The following is an 18,934-nucleotide window of genomic DNA, read 5'->3' as shown; positions in this document are numbered from 1 at the left end:
GGGGGCGCCACTCCTACGAAAAGGCAAAAAAGGCACCGGAAGGTGTCTTTTTTGCCTTTTACTGCGCATCCAGCGACTGGCCGTTGGTGTCCTTGCTGTCGGGCCCCATCAGATAGAGGTATAGCGGCAAGATCTCTTCCGGTGCCGGGTTGGTGCTCGGGTCTTCGGCCGGGTAGGCATTGGCGCGCATCTGGGTGCGGGTTGCGCCCGGGTTGATGCAGTTGATGCGGATCCGGGTGGTATTCTCCAGTTCATCCGCGAGGATCTGTGCCAGCCCTTCGGTGGCGAATTTGGACACACTGTAGGCCCCCAGAAAGCGCGGCCCTTGCGGCCAACGCTGGAGCTGGTGAAGATCACCGAGGCATCCTCCGACTCTCCCAGCAGTGGCAGCAGTGCCTGGGTCAGCATGAAGGCGGCCGTGACGTTGACCTGCATGACCTGGTTCCAGACCACGGGGTCGTAGGATTCGATCGGCGTGCGCAGGCCGAGCAGGCCGGCGTTGTGCAGCAGGCCGTCGAGGCGGCCGAATTCCTGCTCCAGGGTGTTGGCCAGCTCCTGGTAGTCGTGTTCGGTGGCGCTTTCGAGGTTCAGGGGCACGATGGCCGGCTGCGGGTGGCCTGCGGCTTCGATTTCGTCGTAGACCTTTTCGAGCTTATCCAGGGTGCGGCCGACCAGGATGACGGTCGCGCCATGGGCTGCATAGGCTTTGGCCGCCGCGCGACCGATGCCGTCGCCCGCTCCGGTGACCAGGATGATGCGGTCTTGTAGCAGGTGTTCCGGTGCGCTGTAGTCGAACATGGCGTTTCCTTGCAAACTGGGTGGGCCTAGGTCAGGCCAGGCTATAAAGGGATTGTAGCAGCGGCTTATTGGCCGCCGCGCGGCCGATACCGTGATCGCAACCCTGCGCTCCGGTGACCAGGATGATGCGGTCTTGTAGCAGGTGTTCCGGTGCGCTGTAGTCGAACATGGCGTTTCCTTGCAAACTGTGGGCCTCGGTCAGACCAGGCTATAAAGGGATTGTAGCAGCGGTTTAATGGCCTCGGCGCTGTCGACACTGTGGTCGCTGCGCCAGAGGGTCGGGTCGTCACCGGGGGCGATGTAGCCATAGAGGGCTGCGATCGTGGTCATGCCGGCATTGCGGCCGGCTTCGATGTCGCGGACGTGGTCGCCGATATAGAGGCAGCGTTCCGGGTGGCTGTCCAGTTCGCGGCAGGCCAGCCAGAGCGATTCCGGGTGTGGCTTGCGCTCGCGTACCTGCTCCGGGCAGACGATGCTGCCGGCGCGCCTTTCGAGATCGAGTTTCTGCAGCAGGCCCCGGGTATAAAGTTCCGGCTTGTTGGTCACGATGCCCCAGGGCAGGGCCAGCGCGTCGAGCCAGTCCAGCAACTCGGTGACGCCGCTGAAGGGGCGTGTTTCGATGGCCAGGTGGTCGCCGTAGATGTCGAGAAAGCGCTGTCGCAATCGGGAAAACGCCGGATCGGTCTCGGGCAGGCCGAAGGCTGTGCCGATCATGGCGCTGGCGCCGTTGGATACCTGTTCGCGCAGCTGGGCGAACTCCATCGCTGGTCGCCCTTCCTGTTGCAGCAGGCGGTTGATGACCCAGATGAAGTCGGGCGCGGTATCGAGCAGCGTGCCGTCGAGATCGAACAGTACGGCGTCCAGGGGCTGGGTCATGTCACTGTGGCCTGGTGGCGGCGAGCATGTAGTTGACGTCGACATCCTTCGGGTCGAGCCGGTAGCTTCTGGTCAGCGGGTTGTAGACCAGGCCGGTGATGTCGTCGAGCCGCAGGCCTGCGGCCCGGACCCAGCCGCCGAGCTGTGACGGGCGGATGAACTTGTTGAAATCATGAGTGCCCCTGGGGACCAGCTTGAGCAGCCTTTCGGCGCCGACGATCGCGAACAGGTAGCTTTTCGGATTCTTGTTCAGGGTCGAGAAGAACAGCTTGCCGCCTGGCCGGGTCAGCCGCGCGCAGGCGCGCACGATGGAGGCCGGGTCCGGCACATGCTCGAGCATCTCCATGCAGGTGACGACATCGAAGCTTTCCGGGCTTTCCTGTGCCAGCTGCTCGACCGTGACCTGGCGGTAGTCGATGGTGAGGCCGCTCTCGAGGCTGTGCAGTTTCGCGACCTTCAGTGGTGCTTCGCCCATGTCGATACCGCTGACGGTGGCGCCGCGCTGGGTCATGGACTCGGACAGGATGCCGCCGCCGCAGCCGACGTCCAGCACCTTCTTGCCCGCCAGCGAGGCGATGCGGTCGATATAGCCGACCCGCAGCGGGTTGATGTCGTGCAGCGGCTTGAATTCGCTGTTGCGGTCCCACCAGCGGCTGGCCAGCTCTTCGAATTTGGCGATCTCGTCCGGGTCGATATTGAGGTTCTGCGAATCGGTCATGGAGGTAGCTGCTGCCGGGGTATATAAGGGTGCCGGTCATTCTATCATCGCCTCGTCATCGATGTTAACGCCTTCTTTTATAGGGAGTCTTTACCCTGCTTTGTGGTATACTCGGTCGGTTAAAACTGCCGGGGATACCGGCTCTACGAGCAGACCGGATCTAAGGAAAGCTGAGACGAATGGGTGATCTAGCCAAAGAGATTCTGCCAGTCAATATCGAGGACGAGCTCAAGCAGTCGTACCTTGATTATGCCATGAGCGTCATCGTCGGCCGGGCGCTGCCGGATGTGCGTGACGGGCTCAAGCCGGTGCATCGCCGGGTGCTGTTCGCGATGAGCGAACTGGGCAACGACTGGAACAAACCGTACAAGAAGTCCGCCCGTATCGTGGGTGATGTCATCGGTAAATACCACCCGCACGGCGACAGCGCGGTTTACGACACCATCGTACGCCTGGCCCAGGACTTTTCGCTGCGTTATCCGCTGGTCGACGGCCAGGGCAACTTCGGCTCGGTCGATGGCGACTCCGCGGCGGCGATGCGTTACACCGAGATCCGCATGGCCAAGATCGCCCACGAGCTGCTGGCCGATCTGGACAAGGAAACCGTCGATTACGTGCCCAACTACGACGGTACCGAGCAGATTCCGGACGTCCTGCCGACCCGGGTTCCGAACCTGCTGATCAATGGCTCTTCCGGTATCGCCGTGGGCATGGCGACCAATATCCCGCCGCACAACCTCTCGGAAGTGGTGCGGGGCTGTATCGCGCTGATCGACAACAGCCAGCTGAGCGTCGATGAGCTGATGGAGTTCATTCCGGGGCCGGACTTCCCGACCGGGGGCATCATCAATGGTCGCGCCGGGATCCTCGAGGCCTACCGCACCGGTCGTGGCCGTATCTATGTTCGTGCCGGCACCATATCGAAGAGGATCCGAAGACCCATCGCCATGCGATCATCGTCACCGAGATCCCCTACCAGCTCAACAAGGCGCGGCTGATCGAGAAGATCGCCGACCTGGTCAAGGAGAAGCGCCTCGAGGGGATCTCCGAACTGCGTGACGAGTCCGACAAGGACGGCATGCGCATCGTGATCGAACTGCGCCGCGGCGAGGTGCCCGATGTGGTGGTCAACAATCTCTTCGCCCAGACCCAGATGGAAAGCGTTTTCGGCATCAACGTCGTGGCGCTGGTCGACGGTCAGCCGAAGACGCTGGATCTCAAGGCGCTGCTCGAGAACTTCATCCGTCATCGCCGCGAAGTGGTGACCCGACGTACCGTGTACCTGCTGCGCAAGGCGCGCGAACGCGGTCATATCCTCGAGGGTCTGACCGTTGCGCTGGCCAATATCGACCCGGTCATCGAGCTGATCAAGACCTCGCCGACGCCGGCCGAGGCAAAGGAGGCGCTGGTCGCGCGTGGCTGGGCGCCGGGCGATGTGCTGCAGATGCTCGAGCGTGCCGGCGAGGATGCCTGCCGCCCCGAAGGCCTGGAAGAACAGTACGGTCTGCGCAACGGCCAGTATCATCTGTCGCCTGTCCAGGCGCAGGCGATTCTCGATCTGCGCCTGCACCGTCTGACCGGCCTCGAGCACGAGAAACTGATTGCCGAGTACCGCGAGCTGCTGGAAAAAATCGCGGAACTGCTGAAGATCCTGGGCTCCCATGCCCGCCTGATGGAAGTGATCCGGGAAGAACTCGAGGCGATCCTCGAGGAGTATGGCGACGAACGCCGCACCGAGATCACCGCGTCGCGTCGCGACCTGACCGTGGCCGACCTCATCACCGAAGAGGACATGGTGGTCACCATCTCCCACGGCGGCTATGCCAAGACCCAGCCGCTGGCCGACTACCAGGCGCAGCGTCGCGGCGGTCGCGGCAAGTCGGCGACGTCGATGAAGGACGAGGATTTCATCGAGCATCTGCTGGTCGCCAACACCCACGACACCATTCTCTGCTTCACCAGCCGCGGCAAGGTCTACTGGCTGCGGGTGTTCGAGATCCCGCAGGCCAGTCGCACCTCCCGCGGGCGGCCGATCGTCAACATACTGCCGCTCGAAGCGGATGAGCGCATCACCACCATCCTGCCGGTGAACGAGTACCGCGAAGACCGTTTCGTCTTCATGGCCACCGCCAACGGCACCGTGAAGAAGACGCCGCTCGACAGCTTCTCCCGCCCGCGTACCAGCGGCCTGATCGCGCTGGGACTGGATGAAGGGGATACCCTGATCGGTGCCGCCATCACCAGCGGCGACGATGATGTGCTGCTGGTGACCAGTGCCGGCAAGGCAATGCGTTTCGACGAAGCCCGGTACGTGCCATGGGCCGTACGGCTCGCGGCGTACGCGGTATTCGCATGGCGGGCGATGCCGCCGTGATCTCGCTGATCATTCCGCTGGAGGGCGGCAAGGTGCTGACCGCTTCCGAACGCGGTTACGGCAAGAAGACGCCGATCGACGACTTCCCGATCAAGGGCCGTGGCGGCCAGGGCGTTATCGCGATGCAGTGCACTGATCGCAACGGCCGTCTGGCCGGGGCTGTGCAGGTATTCGAGGGCGACGACGTCATGCTGATCAGCAACCGCGGTACGCTGGTGCGGACCCGTACCGAGGAGATCTCGGAGCTGAGCCGCAATACCCAGGGCGTGATGCTGATCCGGGTCGCCGAAGACGAAACCCTGGTCGGCCTGGCGCGCATCGAGGAGCCGGAAGAGGTCGAGCTGCCGGACGGGGACGAAACGGCCGAGGACGGCGAAGTGCCGGCCGCGGCGGAAGCGTCGCCGGAACCGGCGGCCGACGGTGACGACAACGCGGAGTGATCCGCCCCGGCTGACAGCGGGAGCCGCCGGCGTGGCCGGCGACTTCCCGGTTACAGTTTTCGCTAAACAGTGTCGAGTTCGAACGAGAAAATGAGCCGCAAATTCAATTTCAGTGCAGGTCCGGCGGCGCTGCCGGAAGAGGTTCTACAGCAGGCCCGTGACGAGATGCTGGACTGGCATGGCCAGGGGCTCTCGATCATGGAGATGAGCCACCGCAGCGATGCCTTCGTTTCGGTCGCCGAGCAGGCGACCCGGGATCTGCGGGATCTCCTGGGTATCCCGGACAACTACCGCGTGCTGTTCCTGCAGGGCGGCGCCACCAGCCAGTTTTCGATGGTGCCGTTGAATCTGCTGGGTGCCAGGGCGTGCCGATTACATCAATACCGGCATCTGGTCGAAGAAGGCGATCGCGGAGGCCCGCCGTTACGGCGAGGTGCGCGTCGTGGCGAGCAGCGAGGACAGCAATTTCTCCCGCGCTCCGGCGCAGGAGGAGCTCGAACTGGACCCGCAGGCGGCGTATCTGCACTACACGCCCAACGAAACCATCGGCGGTGTCGAGTTCGGCTACGTGCCCGACAGCGGCGCGGTGCCGCTGGTGGCGGACATGTCCTCGAACATCCTGTCGCGTCCCTGCGATGTCGGCCGCTTCGGGCTGATCTACGCCGGTGCCCAGAAGAACATCGGTCCCGCCGGTCTGACCGTGGTCATCGTGCGCGAGGACCTGCTCGGCACGGCGGCCGCGGGCACGCCGACGATGTTCGATTACAAGGTCCATGCCGATGCGGACTCGATGAACAATACGCCGCCGACCTTCGGCTGGTATCTTGCCGGTCTGGTGTTCCAGTGGCTCAAGCGCCAGGGCGGCGTCGAGGCCATGGAGGCGGTCAACCGCCGCAAGGCCGAGAAGCTCTATGGTTTCATCGACCGCAGCGGTTTCTATGCCAACCCGATCGAGCCGGGCAGCCGCTCCTGGATGAACATTCCCTTCACGCTGGCCGACAGCCGGCTCGACGGTCTCTTCCTGGAGCAGACCGAGGCGGCGGGGCTGCTGAACCTGCAGGGGCATCGCTCGGTTGGCGGCATGCGCGCCAGCCTCTACAATGCCGTGTCCGAAGCGGCGGTGGATGTGCTGATCGACTTTATGCGCGATTTTGAGAAGGATAATGGCTGAAGATCCGGTGCGCACCGAAACCGGCGGTGCAGCCGTTGCGGTGCGGTTCGCTGCGCGTCACCGGCACCCTGCATGGTCGGCGACAAGGTGCCGGGTTGGCGTAGCACCGATACCTGCAAGGTGCGATGAACAAAAAAGAGCGGCATAGTGATGAGTGACCAGGAAAAGGAGCTGCGGATACTGCGCGATCAGATCGACCGGATCGATCAGCAGATCCAGACCCTGCTGAACCAGCGCGCGGCCTGCGCGCAGCAGGTGGCGGAAGTCAAGCAGAAATACCAGGGTAATGCCGATGCGGTGTTCTATCGTCCCGAGCGCGAAGCCCAGGTGTTGCGGCGTGTGATGGAGCGCAATGCCGGTCCGTTGCCCGCGCCGGATGTGGCGCGGCTGTTCCGCGAGATCATGTCCGTCTGCCTGGCGCTGGAACAGCCGATGCGCATCGCCTTCCTGGGCCCCGAAGGCACCTTCACCCAGCAGGCCGCAGTCAAGCATTTCGGCCTTTCGGCCATCACGGCGCCCTGGGTACCCTCGACGAGGTGTTTCGCGAGGTCGAGGCCGGCACCGCCCACTACGGCGTGGTGCCGATCGAGAATTCCAGCGAAGGCATGGTCAACCACACCCTGGACCTGTTCGGCCGCTTCCAGCTGTCGATCGTTGGCGAGGTGGAGCTGAAAATCCATCACCATCTGCTGATGCCCCCGGGGGCGATCGCAATCACGTCAGCCGTATCTATGCCACCCAGCAGGCGCTGGCGCAGTGCCGGCGCTGGCTCGATGCCCACTACCCGTCGGTGGAGCGTATCACCGTGGGCACCAACGCCGAGGCGGCGCGGCAGGCCTCCAGCGATGTCGATGTCGGTCTCGGCGCGGCGATCGGCAGCGAACTGGCAATCGAGCTCTATCCGCTGCAGGTCGCGGTGCGCAACATCGAGGACCAGGCCGAGAGCAGCAACCGTTTCCTGATTCTCGGCCGGCAGGAGGTCGGGCCCAGTGGTCAGGACAAGACCTCCATCCTGGTCTGCACCCACGACAAGCCGGGGGCGCTCTACGACCTGCTGGCGCCTTTCCGGCTGCGGGATATCAGCCTGACCCGTATTGAAACCCGGACCCTGTCCGGGCCCTGGAATACGGTGTTCTATATTGATTTCGAAGGCCATATCTCCGAGCCCCAGGTTCAGGACGTGCTCAGGGCGCTGGAGACGGAGTCGGTCGAGCTGAAGCTGCTTGGTTCCTACCCGCAGGCGGTGCTGTAGAACCGGAGCCCCGTCAGGGGCTGATTTCCCGTCCGGGCCATGGGACCGACGCAACGGCGACGGCCGTATGGTCCGGTTAAAGCGGCTGAAGTATCGGAGTCGTCAATATGGATTGTGATTTTATCAGCCTGGCTACGCCTGGCGTTCAGGGGCTGCAGCCCTACGTACCGGGCAAGCCCGCCGATGAGCTGGAGCGCGAGCTCGGCCTGCGTCAGGTGGTCAAGCTTGCCAGCAACGAAAACCCGCTGGGGCCGAGTCCGGTGGCACTGGCGGCGGCGCAACAGGCGCTCGGCAGTCTGCACCTCTATCCCGATGCCAGCGGCTACCGACTGAAGACGGCGCTGCAGCGGGTCCATGGCCTGGCGCCCGAGCAGCTGACACTGGGCAACGGTTCCAACGATGTGCTGGAGCTGCTGGCGCGAGCCTTCATTCGTCCCGGCGACGAAGTCATCTATTCCGAATATGCCTTCCTGGTCTACCCCATCGTCACCCAGGCCAGCGGGGCGACCGCCGTCGTGACGCCGGCGCGGAACTGGGGTCACGACCTGGCGGCGATGCAGGCGGCGATCACCGAGCGCACCCGGCTGATCTTTATCGCCAACCCCAACAACCCCACCGGCACCTGGCTCAGCGAAACCGAGCTGACGGCCTTTCTCGATGCCGTTCCCGCGTCGGTGATCGTGGTGCTGGACGAGGCCTACACCGAGTATGTGCAGGCGCCCGGTTTTCCCGACGGGCTGGCGTTGCTGGCGCGTTATCCCAACCTGGTGGTGACCCGCACCTTCTCCAAGGCCTGGGGCCTGGCGGGCCTGCGCTGCGGCTATGCGGCTGCCGACCCTGTCATCACCGACCTGCTGAACCGCGTGCGTCAGCCGTTCAACGTCGCCGGCCCCTCGCTGGCGGCGGCCGAGGCGGTACTGGAGGATCACGACTACCTGGCCCGCACGATTGCCACCAACAGCGCAGGCATGGCGCAGCTGGAGCAGGGTTTTCGCGGTCTCGGTCTCGACTACATTCCATCGGTCGGCAACTTTATCTGCGTCGACCTCGGCCGCCCGGCCGGGCCGCTCTATCAGCAGCTGCTGCAGCTTGGCATTATCCTGCGCCCGGTGGGCAACTACCGGATGCCGAACCACCTGCGTGTCAGCATCGGGCTGGACGTCGAAAACGCCCGCTGTCTGCAGGGACTGGCCGAGGTTCTGTCGGCGTGAGGAGCAGCATCAAGCGTGTACTGGTGATCGGTCTCGGCCTGATCGGAGGTTCTCTGGCCAAGGCGTTGCGACAGCGCCGCTACTGCCAGACCGTGGTCGGCTACGACCGCAATGCCGAAGAGCTAGAAGCCGGGCTGGCGCTGGGCGTGATCGACGAGGCCGCCAGCGACCTGTGCGAGGCGGTGCGCAGCGCCGATCTGGTGGTGCTGGCGGTCCCGGTCAAGGCCACCGATGCGGTGCTCTGCGAGATACGGCCTGCACTGCGTCCCGAGACGCTGCTGACCGATGTCGGCAGCACCAAGAACAATGTGGTCGCGGCGGCGCGGAGCATTTTCGGAGAGCTGCCGCCGACCTTCGTCCCGGGGCACCCGATCGCGGGCTCCGAGAAGAGCGGCGTGGCGGCCGCCGATGCCCGGCTGTTCGAGCGCCACAAGGTGATCCTGACCCCGACCGAAACCAGTTCCGCCGCGGCGACGCTGGCGGTGGCGCGCATGTGGCAGTCGACCGGCGCCGAAGTGCTGCAGATGGAAGTGGGGCGCCACGACGAGGTGCTGGCGGCGACCAGCCATCTGCCCCACATGCTGGCGTTTTCGCTGGTGGATACACTGGCGGCGGAAGCCCAGAGCACCGATATCTTCCGTTACGCGGCCGGCGGCTTTCGCGACTTTACCCGCATTGCCGCCTCGGATCCGACCATGTGGCACGACATCTGTCTGGCCAACCGCGATGCCATACTCGGGCAGATTGACCGTTTCGCGGCAGGCGTCGAAAAGCTGCGTCAGGCGATCGCCAGCGGCGACAGTCAGGCCATGCTCGGGATCTTCACCCGCGCCAAGGCCTCCCGGGATCACTTCAGCCGCATTCTTTCCGCGTCCGCCTATTCACAGCAACAGAATACCGGTCCTGTAACCTTCAGGGCGCAGCCGGGCGGCGCGCTGTCCGGCCGGTTGCGCCTGCCGGGCGACCGATCCATCTCGCACCGGGCGATCATGCTCGGCTCCCTGGCCGAAGGGGTGACCGAGATCGAGGGCTTTCTCGAAAGCGAGGACAGTCTCGCCAGCCTGCAGGCGTTCCGTGACATGGGCGTGGTGATCGAGGGGCCGCACCAGGGGGCGGTGAAGATCTACGGGGTGGGGCTTTGGGGCCTGCACTCGCCGCCGGGGCCTCTCTATCTTGGCAGCTCGGGGACCTCGATGCGGCTGCTGGCGGGATTGCTGACGGCCCAGCCGTTCGATTCGGAGCTGATCGGCGACGCGACGCTCTCGAAGCGCTCGATGATGGCGGTGATCGAACCGTTGCGACAGATGGGCGCCTGTATCGACAGCGGCGCCGGCGGTCTGCCGCCACTGCGCATTCGCGGGGGGCAGCGGCTGCAGGGTATCGAACACCGCCTCCCGTCGCCCAGCGCCCAGGTCAAGTCGGCGATCCTGCTGGCGGGGCTCTATGCCGACGGGGATACCCGGGTGCTGGAACCCTCGCAGACAAGGGATCACACCGAGCGCATGCTGCGGGGACTCGGTTGCGAGGTCCGCACGGGGAACGGCTGCGTCGAAGTCGTGCCGGGGGCCTCGCTGCAGGCGTCGCGACTGTCGGTGCCGGGGGATATCTCGCTGGCGGCGGTTTTCATGACGGCGGCCGCGATTGCGCCGGGCTCGGAGATTCTACTCGAGCATGTCGGCGTCAATCCGACCCGCCGGGGCATCGTCGATATCCTGAGGCTGATGGGCGCCGATATCGAGTTGCTCAATGCCGGTAACGTGGGTGCCGAGCCCGTGGCCGATATCCGCGTGCGCTACCGGCCGCTGAGCGGCGTCCGGGTACCGGCGGATCTGGTGCCGACGGCTTTCGACGAGTGCCCATTGCTGATGGTGGCGGCCGCCTGCGCCAGCGGCGAGACCCTTGTCCCGGCGGTGGGCGGGCGTGCCGCCAAGGTGACAGAGCGGCTCCGCGCCATGGTGACCACGCTGGTGGCGCTGGGCATCGATGCCCGGCTCGATGACGAAGGTGCCCGCATTCGTGGCGGACGCCTCGGCGGCGGCGACTTCGAGAGTGGCGGCGATACCCGGGTCGCAATGGCGCTGGCGGTGGCCGCGTTGCGTGCCGAAGATGAAATTCGCATAGGGGACTGTGCCGCCGTGGCGGCATCGTTCCCCGAGTTTGTAGCCCTCGCCCGCCGGGCGGGGATCAGAATACGTAAGGAGGAAGGCTGATGGCCGCAAAAGACAAGCCGGTGCCGGTAATCAGTGTCGACGGGCCCAGCGGATCGGGAAAAGGCACCATCTGTCGGCTACTGGCGCGGCAGCTGGGGTGGCATCTGCTCGACAGCGGCGCTCTTTACCGGCTGACGGCGCTGGCGGCTCACCACCACGGTGTGGCGCTCGATGACGAGGAGGCGCTGGTCGTGCTGGCCGCGCACCTGGATGTGCGCTTTACCGCCCGCGGGGAGGACGAGGAGGTGCAGATCTTCCTCGAAGGGGAGGAGGTGACCCAGGCGATCCGTACCGAGGAGATCGGCAACGCCGCCTCGAAGGTCGCCGCCAGCGGGGCGGTGCGCGAGGCGCTGCTCGAGCGCCAGCGGGCGTTTCGCGAGGCGCCGGGGCTGATCGCCGATGGCCGCGACATGGGCACGGTGGTGTTTCCCGCTGCCGAGTTGAAGATATACCTCGATGCCAGCGCGGAAGAACGTGCTCAGCGCCGTTATAAGCAGTTGATAAATAAGGGGGTCGGTGCTAGCCTTGAAGCGATATTGGTTGATATTCAGGCACGTGACGACCGTGATATGAAGCGACCGGTGGCCCCCCTGAAGCCCGCGGCGGATGCGGTGATTCTGGACTCCACCTCGATGACGATCGACGAGGTTCTGAGCGTGGTACTGGAACAGGCAAGGCACAAGGGGTTGACCTGGTAGGGTCCCCATGGCGAGGGTGGTGCATTCATGAGCGAAAGTTTTGCCGAGCTCTTTGAGGAAAGCCTCAAGGACATCGAAATGGCGCCCGGATCGATCGTGACCGGTACGGTGGTGGCGATCGATACTGAGGTTGTGACGGTCCATGCCGGTCTCAAGTCGGAAGGCATCATCCCCCGCTCGCAGTTCGAAGACGAAAACGGCGAGCTGACCGTCGCCGTCGGCGATGAGGTGCAGGTCGCCCTCGAGGCCGTCGAGGACGGCTTTGGCACGACCCTGCTGTCACGCGAGAAGGCCCGGCGCGCCGAGACCTGGAAGGAACTGGAGAAGGCCTACGAGAACGACGAAGTGGTCAAGGGCCAGATCGTCGGCAAGGTCCGGGGCGGCTTCACCGTCAGTCTCGACACGGTGCAGGCGTTCCTGCCCGGCTCCCTGGTCGATGTGCGTCCGACCCGGGATACCGCCCACCTCGAAGGCCGCGACCTCGAATTCAAGCTGGTCAAGCTCGACGAGCGGCGCAACAACATCGTCGTGTCCCGGCGCGCGGTGCTCGAGGAAGCCCACAGCGAAGAGCGCGAGAAACTGCTCGAGCAACTGCAGGAAGGCGTGGTGCTCAAGGGTATCGTCAAGAACCTGACCGATTACGGTGCCTTTATCGACCTGGGCGGCATCGACGGCCTGCTGCACATCACCGACATTGCCTGGAAGCGCGTCAAGCATCCGAGCGAGGTTCTGAACGTCGGTGACGAGATCAACGTCAAGGTGCTGAAGTTCGACCGGGAACGCAACCGTGTCTCCCTTGGCCTCAAGCAGCTGACCGAGGACCCCTGGACCCAGCTGATGGACAACTACGCGATCGGCTCGAGGGTCAAGGCGAAGGTCACCAATGTTGCCGATTACGGATGCTTCGCGGAGCTCGAGAGCGGTGTCGAGGGTCTGGTTCACGTTTCCGAAATGGACTGGACCAACAAGAACATTCACCCGTCGAAGGTGGTGCAGATCGGCGACGAGATCGAGGTGATGATTCTCGATATCGATACCGAACGCCGCCGCATTTCGCTGGGCATGAAACAGTGCAGCGAAAATCCCTGGCAGGCCTTCGCCAGCCGTTACAGCAAGGGCGACATCCTCACCGGCAAGATCCGTTCGATCACCGATTTCGGTGTCTTCATCGGGCTCGACGGCGGTATCGACGGCTTGGTTCACCTGTCCGATCTCTCATGGGATCAGCCCGGCGAGCAGGTGGTTAAGACCCTCAACAAGGGCGACGAGCTGACCGCTGTGGTACTGTCCATCGATGCCGAACGCGAACGTATCGCCCTGGGCGTGAAGCAGCTGGAAGGTGACCCGTTCAGCGATTACGTCGTCGCCCACGGCAAGGGTTCCGTGGTCAAGGGTACCGTAACCGAGCTCGATGATCGTCAGGCGACGCTGCAGCTGGCCGAGGGCATCACCGGACAGCTGCGCATTGCCGAAGCGTCCCGCGAGCGTATCGACAGCCTGCACAGCCTCTACAAGGTCGGTGACGAAGTGGAGGTGTCGATCATCAACATCGATCGCCGCAACCGCAATATCCAGCTGTCGGTCAAGCAGGTGGACATGCAGGCCGAGCAGCAGGCGCTGAAGTCGATGAAGCAGCAGCCCGTCGAGACCGCCGGGCCCACGACTATCGGTGACCTGATCAAGGCGCAGATGAACAAGTCGGACAAGGACTGAAGGACCGGGGAGCGCTGAGGCGCTCCCCGGCTTTTTCGTTCGGCGCGTTGCGGAACCTGAGGCTGCAGGGCGGCCTGAATCTTTGGGAGAGTTGTCATGACCAAGTCGGAACTGATAGAACGACTGATCGATCGTCATAATCAGCTGTCTGTGAAAGATGTCGAGCTGGCGGTCAAGACGATGCTGGACCACATGACCGAAGCGCTGGCCCATGGCGACCGGATCGAGATTCGCGGCTTCGGCAGTTTTTCGCTACACTATCGCGCGCCGCGCGTCGGCCGGAATCCGAAAACGGGAGAGTCGGTTCCGCTGACGGCCAAGCATGTACCCCATTTCAAGCCGGGCAAGGAGCTGCGAGAGCAGGTCAATGACAGTTTGTCCGAACACCCCAGTCTGTAGTTGTTCACGCCGGAGGCCCGACCCAAGTGCGCTGGTTGAAATCCTTGCTGACAGGCCTTGTATGCCTGCTTATTCTGCTCGTCGGTATTCTGTTTACGATACACAATACCGACAAGGTCGCGATCGATCTGATCTTCGTGCAACTGCCGCAGGCCAGCCTGTCGCTCTGGCTCATCGCGGCCTTTGTCTGCGGCGGCATTCTCGGCGTGCTGCTGAGCAGCTTCGCCATACTGGGCCTGAAAACAAGGTTGCGTTCGGCGCGCCGGCGTTCTGTGCAGGCGCACCGTGAACTCGATCAGCTTCGTAGCGCGGGCAGCAAAGACCACGCCTGAAATGGCCGACGTTCTGCTGATGGTGCCGCTGTTCATGGCGGTCGCCTCGGGCTGGTGGCTCGGCCGGCGCGAAGGGTCGCGGCGTAACCTCGCACAGCACCCGTCCATCGGCCGTGACTATTTCACCGGCCTGGATTACCTCGTCAACGAGCGTACCGACGAAGCGATCGAAAGCTTCATTCGGGCGCTCGAGGTCAACTCCGATACCCTTCCGGCCCATCTGGCGCTGGCCAAGCTGCTGCGCAGGAAGGGTGATGTCGAGCGGGCCATCGGGCTGCACCAGGACCTGCTCCGGCGTTCGGACCTGTCCGGCAGCGACCGTCTGCGTGTACGCATGGCCCTGGCCCGTGATTACGATGCCGTGGGGCTGCTGGACCGGGCCGAAGCCCTGTTGCAGGAGATCGTGGCGGAAAACCCGCCCCGGGATCAGCTCTGCGAGGCGTTGCGTCTGCTGATCAAGCTGTACGAAAAAGAGGGCGAATGGCGTCTGGCGCTGGATGCCGCCGAGCGCCTGGGTCGGGACGATTTCAACGATATTCGCAGTGAACTGGCGCATTACTGCTGTGAGCTGGCCGAGGTCGACCTCAGGGCTGACAAGCTCGAGTCGGCGGATGCCTGGCTCGGGCGGGCGCTCATGCTGGATGCGGACTCGGTACGCGCCAGCCTGTTGCGGGCGCGTGTGCGGATGCTTCGGCAGCGCTGGCGCGACGCGCTGCGTTCGCTGCAGCGGGTGCCCGGGCAGGATGCGCAGTTCGTATCCGAGGTTTTGGCGCCGATGACCCGCTGCTATCGCGAGCTGGGGCTGCTCGACGAGTACGACAGCTGGTTGCGCCAGATGATGAGCGTGGCGCCCTCTGCCAGTCTGATCCTGGCGCTGGCCGAGCGGATAGGTGAAGCGCGCGGCCTCGACAGTGCCGCTGCCTTCATCACCGAAGAACTGGAAAAACGGCCGTCGATCAAGGGCTTCAATCGGCTGATCGACATCCATATCGAACAGGGTCCGGAAAAGGCGCGGGACGGTCTGCAGGTGCTGCGCGGTCTTGCCGGACAGCTCGAGCAGAGCAAGCCGGTCTATCATTGCAATCATTGCGGCTTTTCCGGCCGTACCCTTCTGTGGCAATGCCCGTCCTGCAAAAGCTGGGGCACGACCAGGCCGATCCGGGGCCTGGAGGGCGAATAAGTTGAGTTGGCGAGAAATTTCATGACGCAAGATTCCAAACAGATACTGGTGGCGCTCGATTATCCCGACCGGGAGCAGGCCCTGGCCATGGCGCAGCGACTCGACCCGCAGCGGTGTCGTCTCAAGGTCGGCAAGGAGCTTTTCACCCGCAGTGGCCCGGCTGTGGTCGAAGACCTGCAGGCGCGCGGTTTCGACGTCTTCCTCGATCTCAAGTTTCACGATATCCCCAACACCACGGCGATGGCGGTCAGGGCCGCGGCGGAACTGGGTGTCTGGATGGTCAACGTTCACGCGTCGGGTGGCCGGCGAATGATGGAGGCCGCCCGCAATGAGCTGGAGAAGGTGGCGGGTGCGCGCCGTACGCTGCTGATCGCCGTGACGGTGTTGACGAGCATGGAGCACCAGGACCTGCGTGAGGTCGGCATCGACGTCGAGCCGCTCGAGCATGTCAAGCGACTGGCTACGCTGACCGAGCAGAGCGGTCTTGATGGCGTGGTCTGCTCGGCGCAGGAGGTGCGTCCGCTGCGCGAGCGGATCGGCGCGGACTTCAAACTGGTGACGCCGGGTATCCGTCCGGCCGACGCCGAGGCCGGCGATCAGCGTCGCATCATGACCCCGGGCGAGGCGGTTGTGGCCGGCAGTGACTACCTGGTGATCGGGCGTCCGATAACCCGGGCCGAAGATCCCCTGGCCATGCTGGATCGCATTCAGGCCGAAATAGAGGCGGCTCGCGGCGCCTGAATTCCCGCATTCGACTGGCGGGGATGAGACCTCTGTGCTATTCGTTTTGAGGACCGGGCGGGAAGCTCGGTGACCCAAATGGAAAAACATGGAGGTTCATGATGAACAGTCCCCTGATCCGGGCGCTGCTGTTGGCGCTCAGCCTTGCATTCATACCCGTCTCGGCCGTTCAGGCCGAAACCCTCGATATCAACAACGCAAGCCCCGACCAGCTATCCAGCGTGATGGTCGGTGTCGGGCCTGCAAAGGCTCAAGCGATCGTCGACTACCGCGAAGCCAACGGGCCTTTCACCAGCGTCGACCAGCTGACAGCCGTCAAGGGCATCGGCAGCGCGACCATCGATAAGAACCGCGAGTTGATCAGCGTTTCTCCCGCCCCGGCGGAGTAGGCAGAAAAATCCTTCCGGCGGCCCTTTCGGGTCGCCATTTTTCAGAAGACAGTTTACAGAAGCAGGTTGCCAGTGCAGGGCTGTGAGCTGTTCCCTGTCAACTCGTAACTCTCTTACAAAATAAACGCCAGCGTCAGCGGAATGATGATCAGGCTCGCCATATTGCTCAGCAGCACGATCGAGGCGACCTGCTGCGGTTCCTGGTTGTAACGTTCGGCCACCAGGTAGTTGAGCAGGGCCGGGGGCAGGGCACCGAACAGCAGGAGATAGTGGAACTGGGTCTGATCGAGCCGCAGCAGCTGCTGGGCGCCCAGTGCCATCAGGATACCGCTGACCGGGCAGAGCACGGCACCGAACAGGCCGCTGCGCCAGTTGGAGAAGTCGATGCTCAGCATCCGTACCCCGAGGGAGAACAGCATCAGCGGAATCGCGATCTGGCCGAGCATGTCGATGAAGGTCTTGAGATACACCGGCAGCACCGCACCGGTGCTGCTGAAGACAAGACCGGCGATGGCGGCCAGGATCATCGGTATGCGCAGCAGCGACAGCGGATGGATCTTCGGGTTGAGCATGTACATGCCGACCGTGAAATGTAGCGTATTCTCGACCAGGAAAAGCACCACGGCGGCGGGCAGCGCCTGTTCGCCGAACGCCAGTACGGCCAGGGGAATGCCGAGGTTGCCGCTGTTGTTGAACATCATGGGCGGCAGGAAAGTCTTCGGGTGGATGCCGATCAGGCGGCACAGCGGCAGCAGCAGCAGGCCGGAGCCGAGCACCACGCAGAGGGCGCCGATCGCCAGTGGCTGGTAGAGCGCCAGATCGAATGACTTGTCGGCCATGACCGACAGGATCAGAGCCGGCGTGAACACATCCATGTTGATGCGGTTGGCGACCGACATGTCGGTATGGATACGCCGGGCATAGAAGTAGCCGACCGTGACGATCGCCAGCAACGGGAAAACGACCTGAAAGATCCGCTCCAGCAGCGAGTAGGTGGTACCGTCCATCGAATGTCCTTAATCTGGATCGCCGGCAGGCCGCCGGTAACCTGAGTTCCTTACGGCCGCGGTTGCAGCGACGACCCGGCCAGGCAGCGTCCATGATACTGTGAACCCGGCCGGGCGTCATGGGCATGTATTGGCATGCCTCGCGATCCAGGCTGCGCTCTGCAGCCGCTCATTGGGCAAGGCGCGGAATTATCGTAGGGTGCTGCTGAACGGAGTGAAGCGCACCGAAAGCGTCGGTGCGGTTCGCGGCGGTTACCGGCACCCTACCGGGGCGTCCCCTTTGCGCTGCTGCAGCGGTCTAGCAGGTAGACGATCGAGTGGTAGTCGATGCCGCTGTGGTGGGTCAGACCGATCTCGCAGGTACGGCTGGTCGATACCCCTTCGCTGCAGTGCTGCACGGCGCCTTTCAGGGTACGCAGTGCCGAGGCGTTGAGTTCCGGCGTGCTGAATCCCTTGTCGCCGGCAAAGCCGCAGCAGCCGATCTGCTCCGGGATCACCAACTGGCGGCTGCAGCGGCCGGCGATCCGCTTCAGGCTCTCGGTCTGGCCCATACGGGTGGCGCTGCAGGTCACATGCAGCGCCACGGGCGCGTCGAGCGGCTCGAACAGCAGCCGGTCGAGCAGAAAGCGGTCGATGAAGTCGACGCTGTCGTAGAGGCGTATGCGCGGATCCAGCTTGTCCTTCAGGCGCAGGCTGCACGGGCTGGTGTCGGAATAGACCGGCAGAGCGCCGTTTTCGGTCGCCGCCAGCAGCAGTCGCTCGGTTTCCTGCGCTTTTTGGTCGGCGGCATCGAACAGGCCCTTGGACTGGAACGGCATGCCGCAGCACTGTGCTTCGAGGTCCTGTGGGTAGATCACCTCGTAGCCGGCCTTGCGCAGCAGCTGTTCGGTCACCTCGAATAGCGACCGCTTGTCGGCAGCGCCCCTGGGCGGCCCCATGGTGCGGCTGGCGCAGCTGGGCAGGTAGACCACCTTTGGCCGCGCAGCTTCGGGGAGCCCGGTGTCGGGTTTGATTTTGGCGGCCGCCCTCGGCATCGCCGGTGTCCACTGCTGCAGACGGTTGCCGGACAGGCGCCGGATACCGCCGGTCAGGCGCTGCATGCGGTCGGTGCCGATCAGCCCGTGGGTGGCATCGGCCAGGCTGAAGAGGGTTTTGCTGGTGCGGCTGACGCCGCCGTAGTGGTCGGCCAGCCACTGCGCCAGCCGGGCATGGTTTTCATTGTCGCGGCTGCGGATCGAGCGTGTCAGGTCGCCGGTATTGATGCCGACCGGGCAGCTGGTCGAGCAGAGGCCGCAGCCGGCGCAGGTTTCGGTGCCCTGGTAACGGTACTCCTCGCGCAGGACCGCGAGGCGTTCCGGGTCCTCGCCGCTGGCCTCGAGGCGGGCGATTTCGCGCCAGATGACGATCCGCTGGCGCGGGGTCAGC

At 64.1% G+C, this 18,934-nt stretch carries 14 protein-coding genes and 4 pseudogenes; 12 read left to right on the top strand and 6 right to left on the bottom strand.

The genetic code is table 11. The features are described 5' to 3' along the window. Positions 1-58 precede the first annotated feature (58 nt). The 4 genes and pseudogenes from ACFQDL_RS05510 to ubiG all read right to left on the bottom strand — a co-directional run bounded on the left by ACFQDL_RS05510 (position 59) and on the right by ubiG (position 2,392). A pseudogene (locus ACFQDL_RS05510) lies at positions 59-798 on the bottom strand (YciK family oxidoreductase). A 31-nt stretch (positions 799-829) separates the two neighbouring features. After that, the gene (locus ACFQDL_RS05505) at positions 830-967 is read right to left on the bottom strand and encodes a hypothetical protein (protein ID WP_379908156.1); all 138 of its coding nucleotides are present in this window, start codon (positions 965-967) and stop codon (positions 830-832) included. A gap of 29 nt (positions 968-996) precedes the next feature. After that, entirely contained in the window at positions 997-1,674 is a 678-nt protein-coding gene (locus tag ACFQDL_RS05500; protein WP_379908155.1) for an HAD-IA family hydrolase, read from the bottom strand. A gap of 1 nt (position 1,675) precedes the next feature. Continuing rightward, positions 1,676-2,392 (bottom strand): bifunctional 2-polyprenyl-6-hydroxyphenol methylase/3-demethylubiquinol 3-O-methyltransferase UbiG, encoded by a 717-nt coding sequence (ubiG, locus tag ACFQDL_RS05495; RefSeq protein ID WP_379908154.1) that lies wholly within the window; start codon positions 2,390-2,392, stop codon positions 1,676-1,678. Between the two features lie 179 nt (positions 2,393-2,571). Here ubiG and gyrA point away from each other — a divergent pair. The 12 genes and pseudogenes from gyrA (at position 2,572) to ACFQDL_RS05435 (ending at position 16,502) form a co-directional block, all read left to right on the top strand. Then, a pseudogene (gyrA, locus tag ACFQDL_RS05490) lies at positions 2,572-5,206 on the top strand (DNA gyrase subunit A). Positions 5,207-5,296: 90 nt separating this feature from the next. Beyond that, positions 5,297-6,377, top strand: a pseudogene (gene serC, locus ACFQDL_RS05485) (3-phosphoserine/phosphohydroxythreonine transaminase). A 150-nt stretch (positions 6,378-6,527) separates the two neighbouring features. Next, positions 6,528-7,629 (top strand): annotated as a pseudogene (gene pheA / locus ACFQDL_RS05480) (prephenate dehydratase). A 107-nt stretch (positions 7,630-7,736) separates the two neighbouring features. Then, positions 7,737-8,840, top strand: a complete 1,104-nt coding sequence (hisC, locus tag ACFQDL_RS05475) for a histidinol-phosphate transaminase (protein ID WP_379908153.1) — start codon at positions 7,737-7,739, stop codon at positions 8,838-8,840. After that, a complete protein-coding gene (locus ACFQDL_RS05470; protein ID WP_379908152.1) occupies positions 8,837-11,050 on the top strand; it encodes a bifunctional prephenate dehydrogenase/3-phosphoshikimate 1-carboxyvinyltransferase in 2,214 nt (737 codons plus the stop codon). The genes hisC and ACFQDL_RS05470 overlap by 4 nt, the downstream gene beginning before the upstream one ends. Next, positions 11,050-11,748, top strand: a complete 699-nt coding sequence (gene cmk / locus ACFQDL_RS05465) for a (d)CMP kinase (protein ID WP_379908151.1) — start codon at positions 11,050-11,052, stop codon at positions 11,746-11,748. The genes ACFQDL_RS05470 and cmk overlap by 1 nt, the downstream gene beginning before the upstream one ends. Positions 11,749-11,775: 27 nt before the next feature. Continuing rightward, a complete protein-coding gene (gene rpsA, locus ACFQDL_RS05460; RefSeq protein ID WP_379908150.1) occupies positions 11,776-13,461 on the top strand; it encodes a 30S ribosomal protein S1 in 1,686 nt (561 codons plus the stop codon). 96 nt (positions 13,462-13,557) lie between these two features. After that, entirely contained in the window at positions 13,558-13,860 is a 303-nt protein-coding gene (gene ihfB / locus ACFQDL_RS05455) for an integration host factor subunit beta (RefSeq protein WP_379908149.1), read from the top strand. 26 nt (positions 13,861-13,886) lie between these two features. Next, positions 13,887-14,192 (top strand): LapA family protein, encoded by a 306-nt coding sequence (locus ACFQDL_RS05450; protein WP_379908148.1) that lies wholly within the window; start codon positions 13,887-13,889, stop codon positions 14,190-14,192. A gap of 1 nt (position 14,193) precedes the next feature. After that, positions 14,194-15,372 (top strand): lipopolysaccharide assembly protein LapB, encoded by a 1,179-nt coding sequence (gene lapB, locus ACFQDL_RS05445; RefSeq protein ID WP_379908147.1) that lies wholly within the window; start codon positions 14,194-14,196, stop codon positions 15,370-15,372. A 21-nt stretch (positions 15,373-15,393) separates the two neighbouring features. Beyond that, positions 15,394-16,113 (top strand): orotidine-5'-phosphate decarboxylase, encoded by a 720-nt coding sequence (gene pyrF, locus ACFQDL_RS05440; protein WP_379908146.1) that lies wholly within the window; start codon positions 15,394-15,396, stop codon positions 16,111-16,113. A gap of 98 nt (positions 16,114-16,211) precedes the next feature. Further along, the gene (locus tag ACFQDL_RS05435; RefSeq protein ID WP_379908145.1) at positions 16,212-16,502 is read left to right on the top strand and encodes a ComEA family DNA-binding protein; all 291 of its coding nucleotides are present in this window, start codon (positions 16,212-16,214) and stop codon (positions 16,500-16,502) included. A gap of 113 nt (positions 16,503-16,615) precedes the next feature. Here the strand turns inward: ACFQDL_RS05435 and ACFQDL_RS05430 are convergent, their stop codons facing one another. Then, positions 16,616-17,509 carry an AEC family transporter gene (locus ACFQDL_RS05430; protein WP_379908144.1) on the bottom strand — a complete coding sequence of 298 codons (894 nt, stop codon included), beginning with the start codon at positions 17,507-17,509 and terminating at the stop codon, positions 16,616-16,618. A 263-nt stretch (positions 17,510-17,772) separates the two neighbouring features. Further along, positions 17,773-18,933: a (Fe-S)-binding protein gene (locus ACFQDL_RS05425; RefSeq protein WP_379912895.1), complete on the bottom strand. Its 1,161-nt coding sequence runs from the start codon at positions 18,931-18,933 to the stop codon at positions 17,773-17,775. Position 18,934: the final 1 nt, after the last annotated feature.

This window comes from Marinobacterium aestuariivivens, assembly GCF_042661465.1.
GTDB lineage: Bacteria > Pseudomonadota > Gammaproteobacteria > Pseudomonadales > Balneatricaceae > Marinobacterium_A > Marinobacterium_A aestuariivivens.
This window is presented reverse-complemented; position numbering and strand designations above follow the sequence as displayed.

What these genes read in the sequence shown, in the direction of transcription:
- pyrF (WP_379908146.1), top strand. Translation starts at nt 15,394, where the DNA reads ATGACGCAAGATTCCAAACAGATACTGGTGGCGCTCGATTATCCCGAC.
- rpsA (WP_379908150.1), top strand. Translation starts at nt 11,776, where the DNA reads ATGAGCGAAAGTTTTGCCGAGCTCTTTGAGGAAAGCCTCAAGGACATC.
- cmk (WP_379908151.1), top strand. Translation starts at nt 11,050, where the DNA reads ATGGCCGCAAAAGACAAGCCGGTGCCGGTAATCAGTGTCGACGGGCCC.
- ACFQDL_RS05435 (WP_379908145.1), top strand. Translation starts at nt 16,212, where the DNA reads ATGATGAACAGTCCCCTGATCCGGGCGCTGCTGTTGGCGCTCAGCCTT.
- ihfB (WP_379908149.1), top strand. Translation starts at nt 13,558, where the DNA reads ATGACCAAGTCGGAACTGATAGAACGACTGATCGATCGTCATAATCAG.
- ACFQDL_RS05430 (WP_379908144.1), bottom strand. Translation starts at nt 17,509, where the DNA reads ATGGACGGTACCACCTACTCGCTGCTGGAGCGGATCTTTCAGGTCGTT.
- hisC (WP_379908153.1), top strand. Translation starts at nt 7,737, where the DNA reads ATGGATTGTGATTTTATCAGCCTGGCTACGCCTGGCGTTCAGGGGCTG.
- ACFQDL_RS05505 (WP_379908156.1), bottom strand. Translation starts at nt 967, where the DNA reads ATGTTCGACTACAGCGCACCGGAACACCTGCTACAAGACCGCATCATC.
- lapB (WP_379908147.1), top strand. Translation starts at nt 14,194, where the DNA reads ATGGCCGACGTTCTGCTGATGGTGCCGCTGTTCATGGCGGTCGCCTCG.
- ACFQDL_RS05500 (WP_379908155.1), bottom strand. Translation starts at nt 1,674, where the DNA reads ATGACCCAGCCCCTGGACGCCGTACTGTTCGATCTCGACGGCACGCTG.
- ubiG (WP_379908154.1), bottom strand. Translation starts at nt 2,392, where the DNA reads ATGACCGATTCGCAGAACCTCAATATCGACCCGGACGAGATCGCCAAA.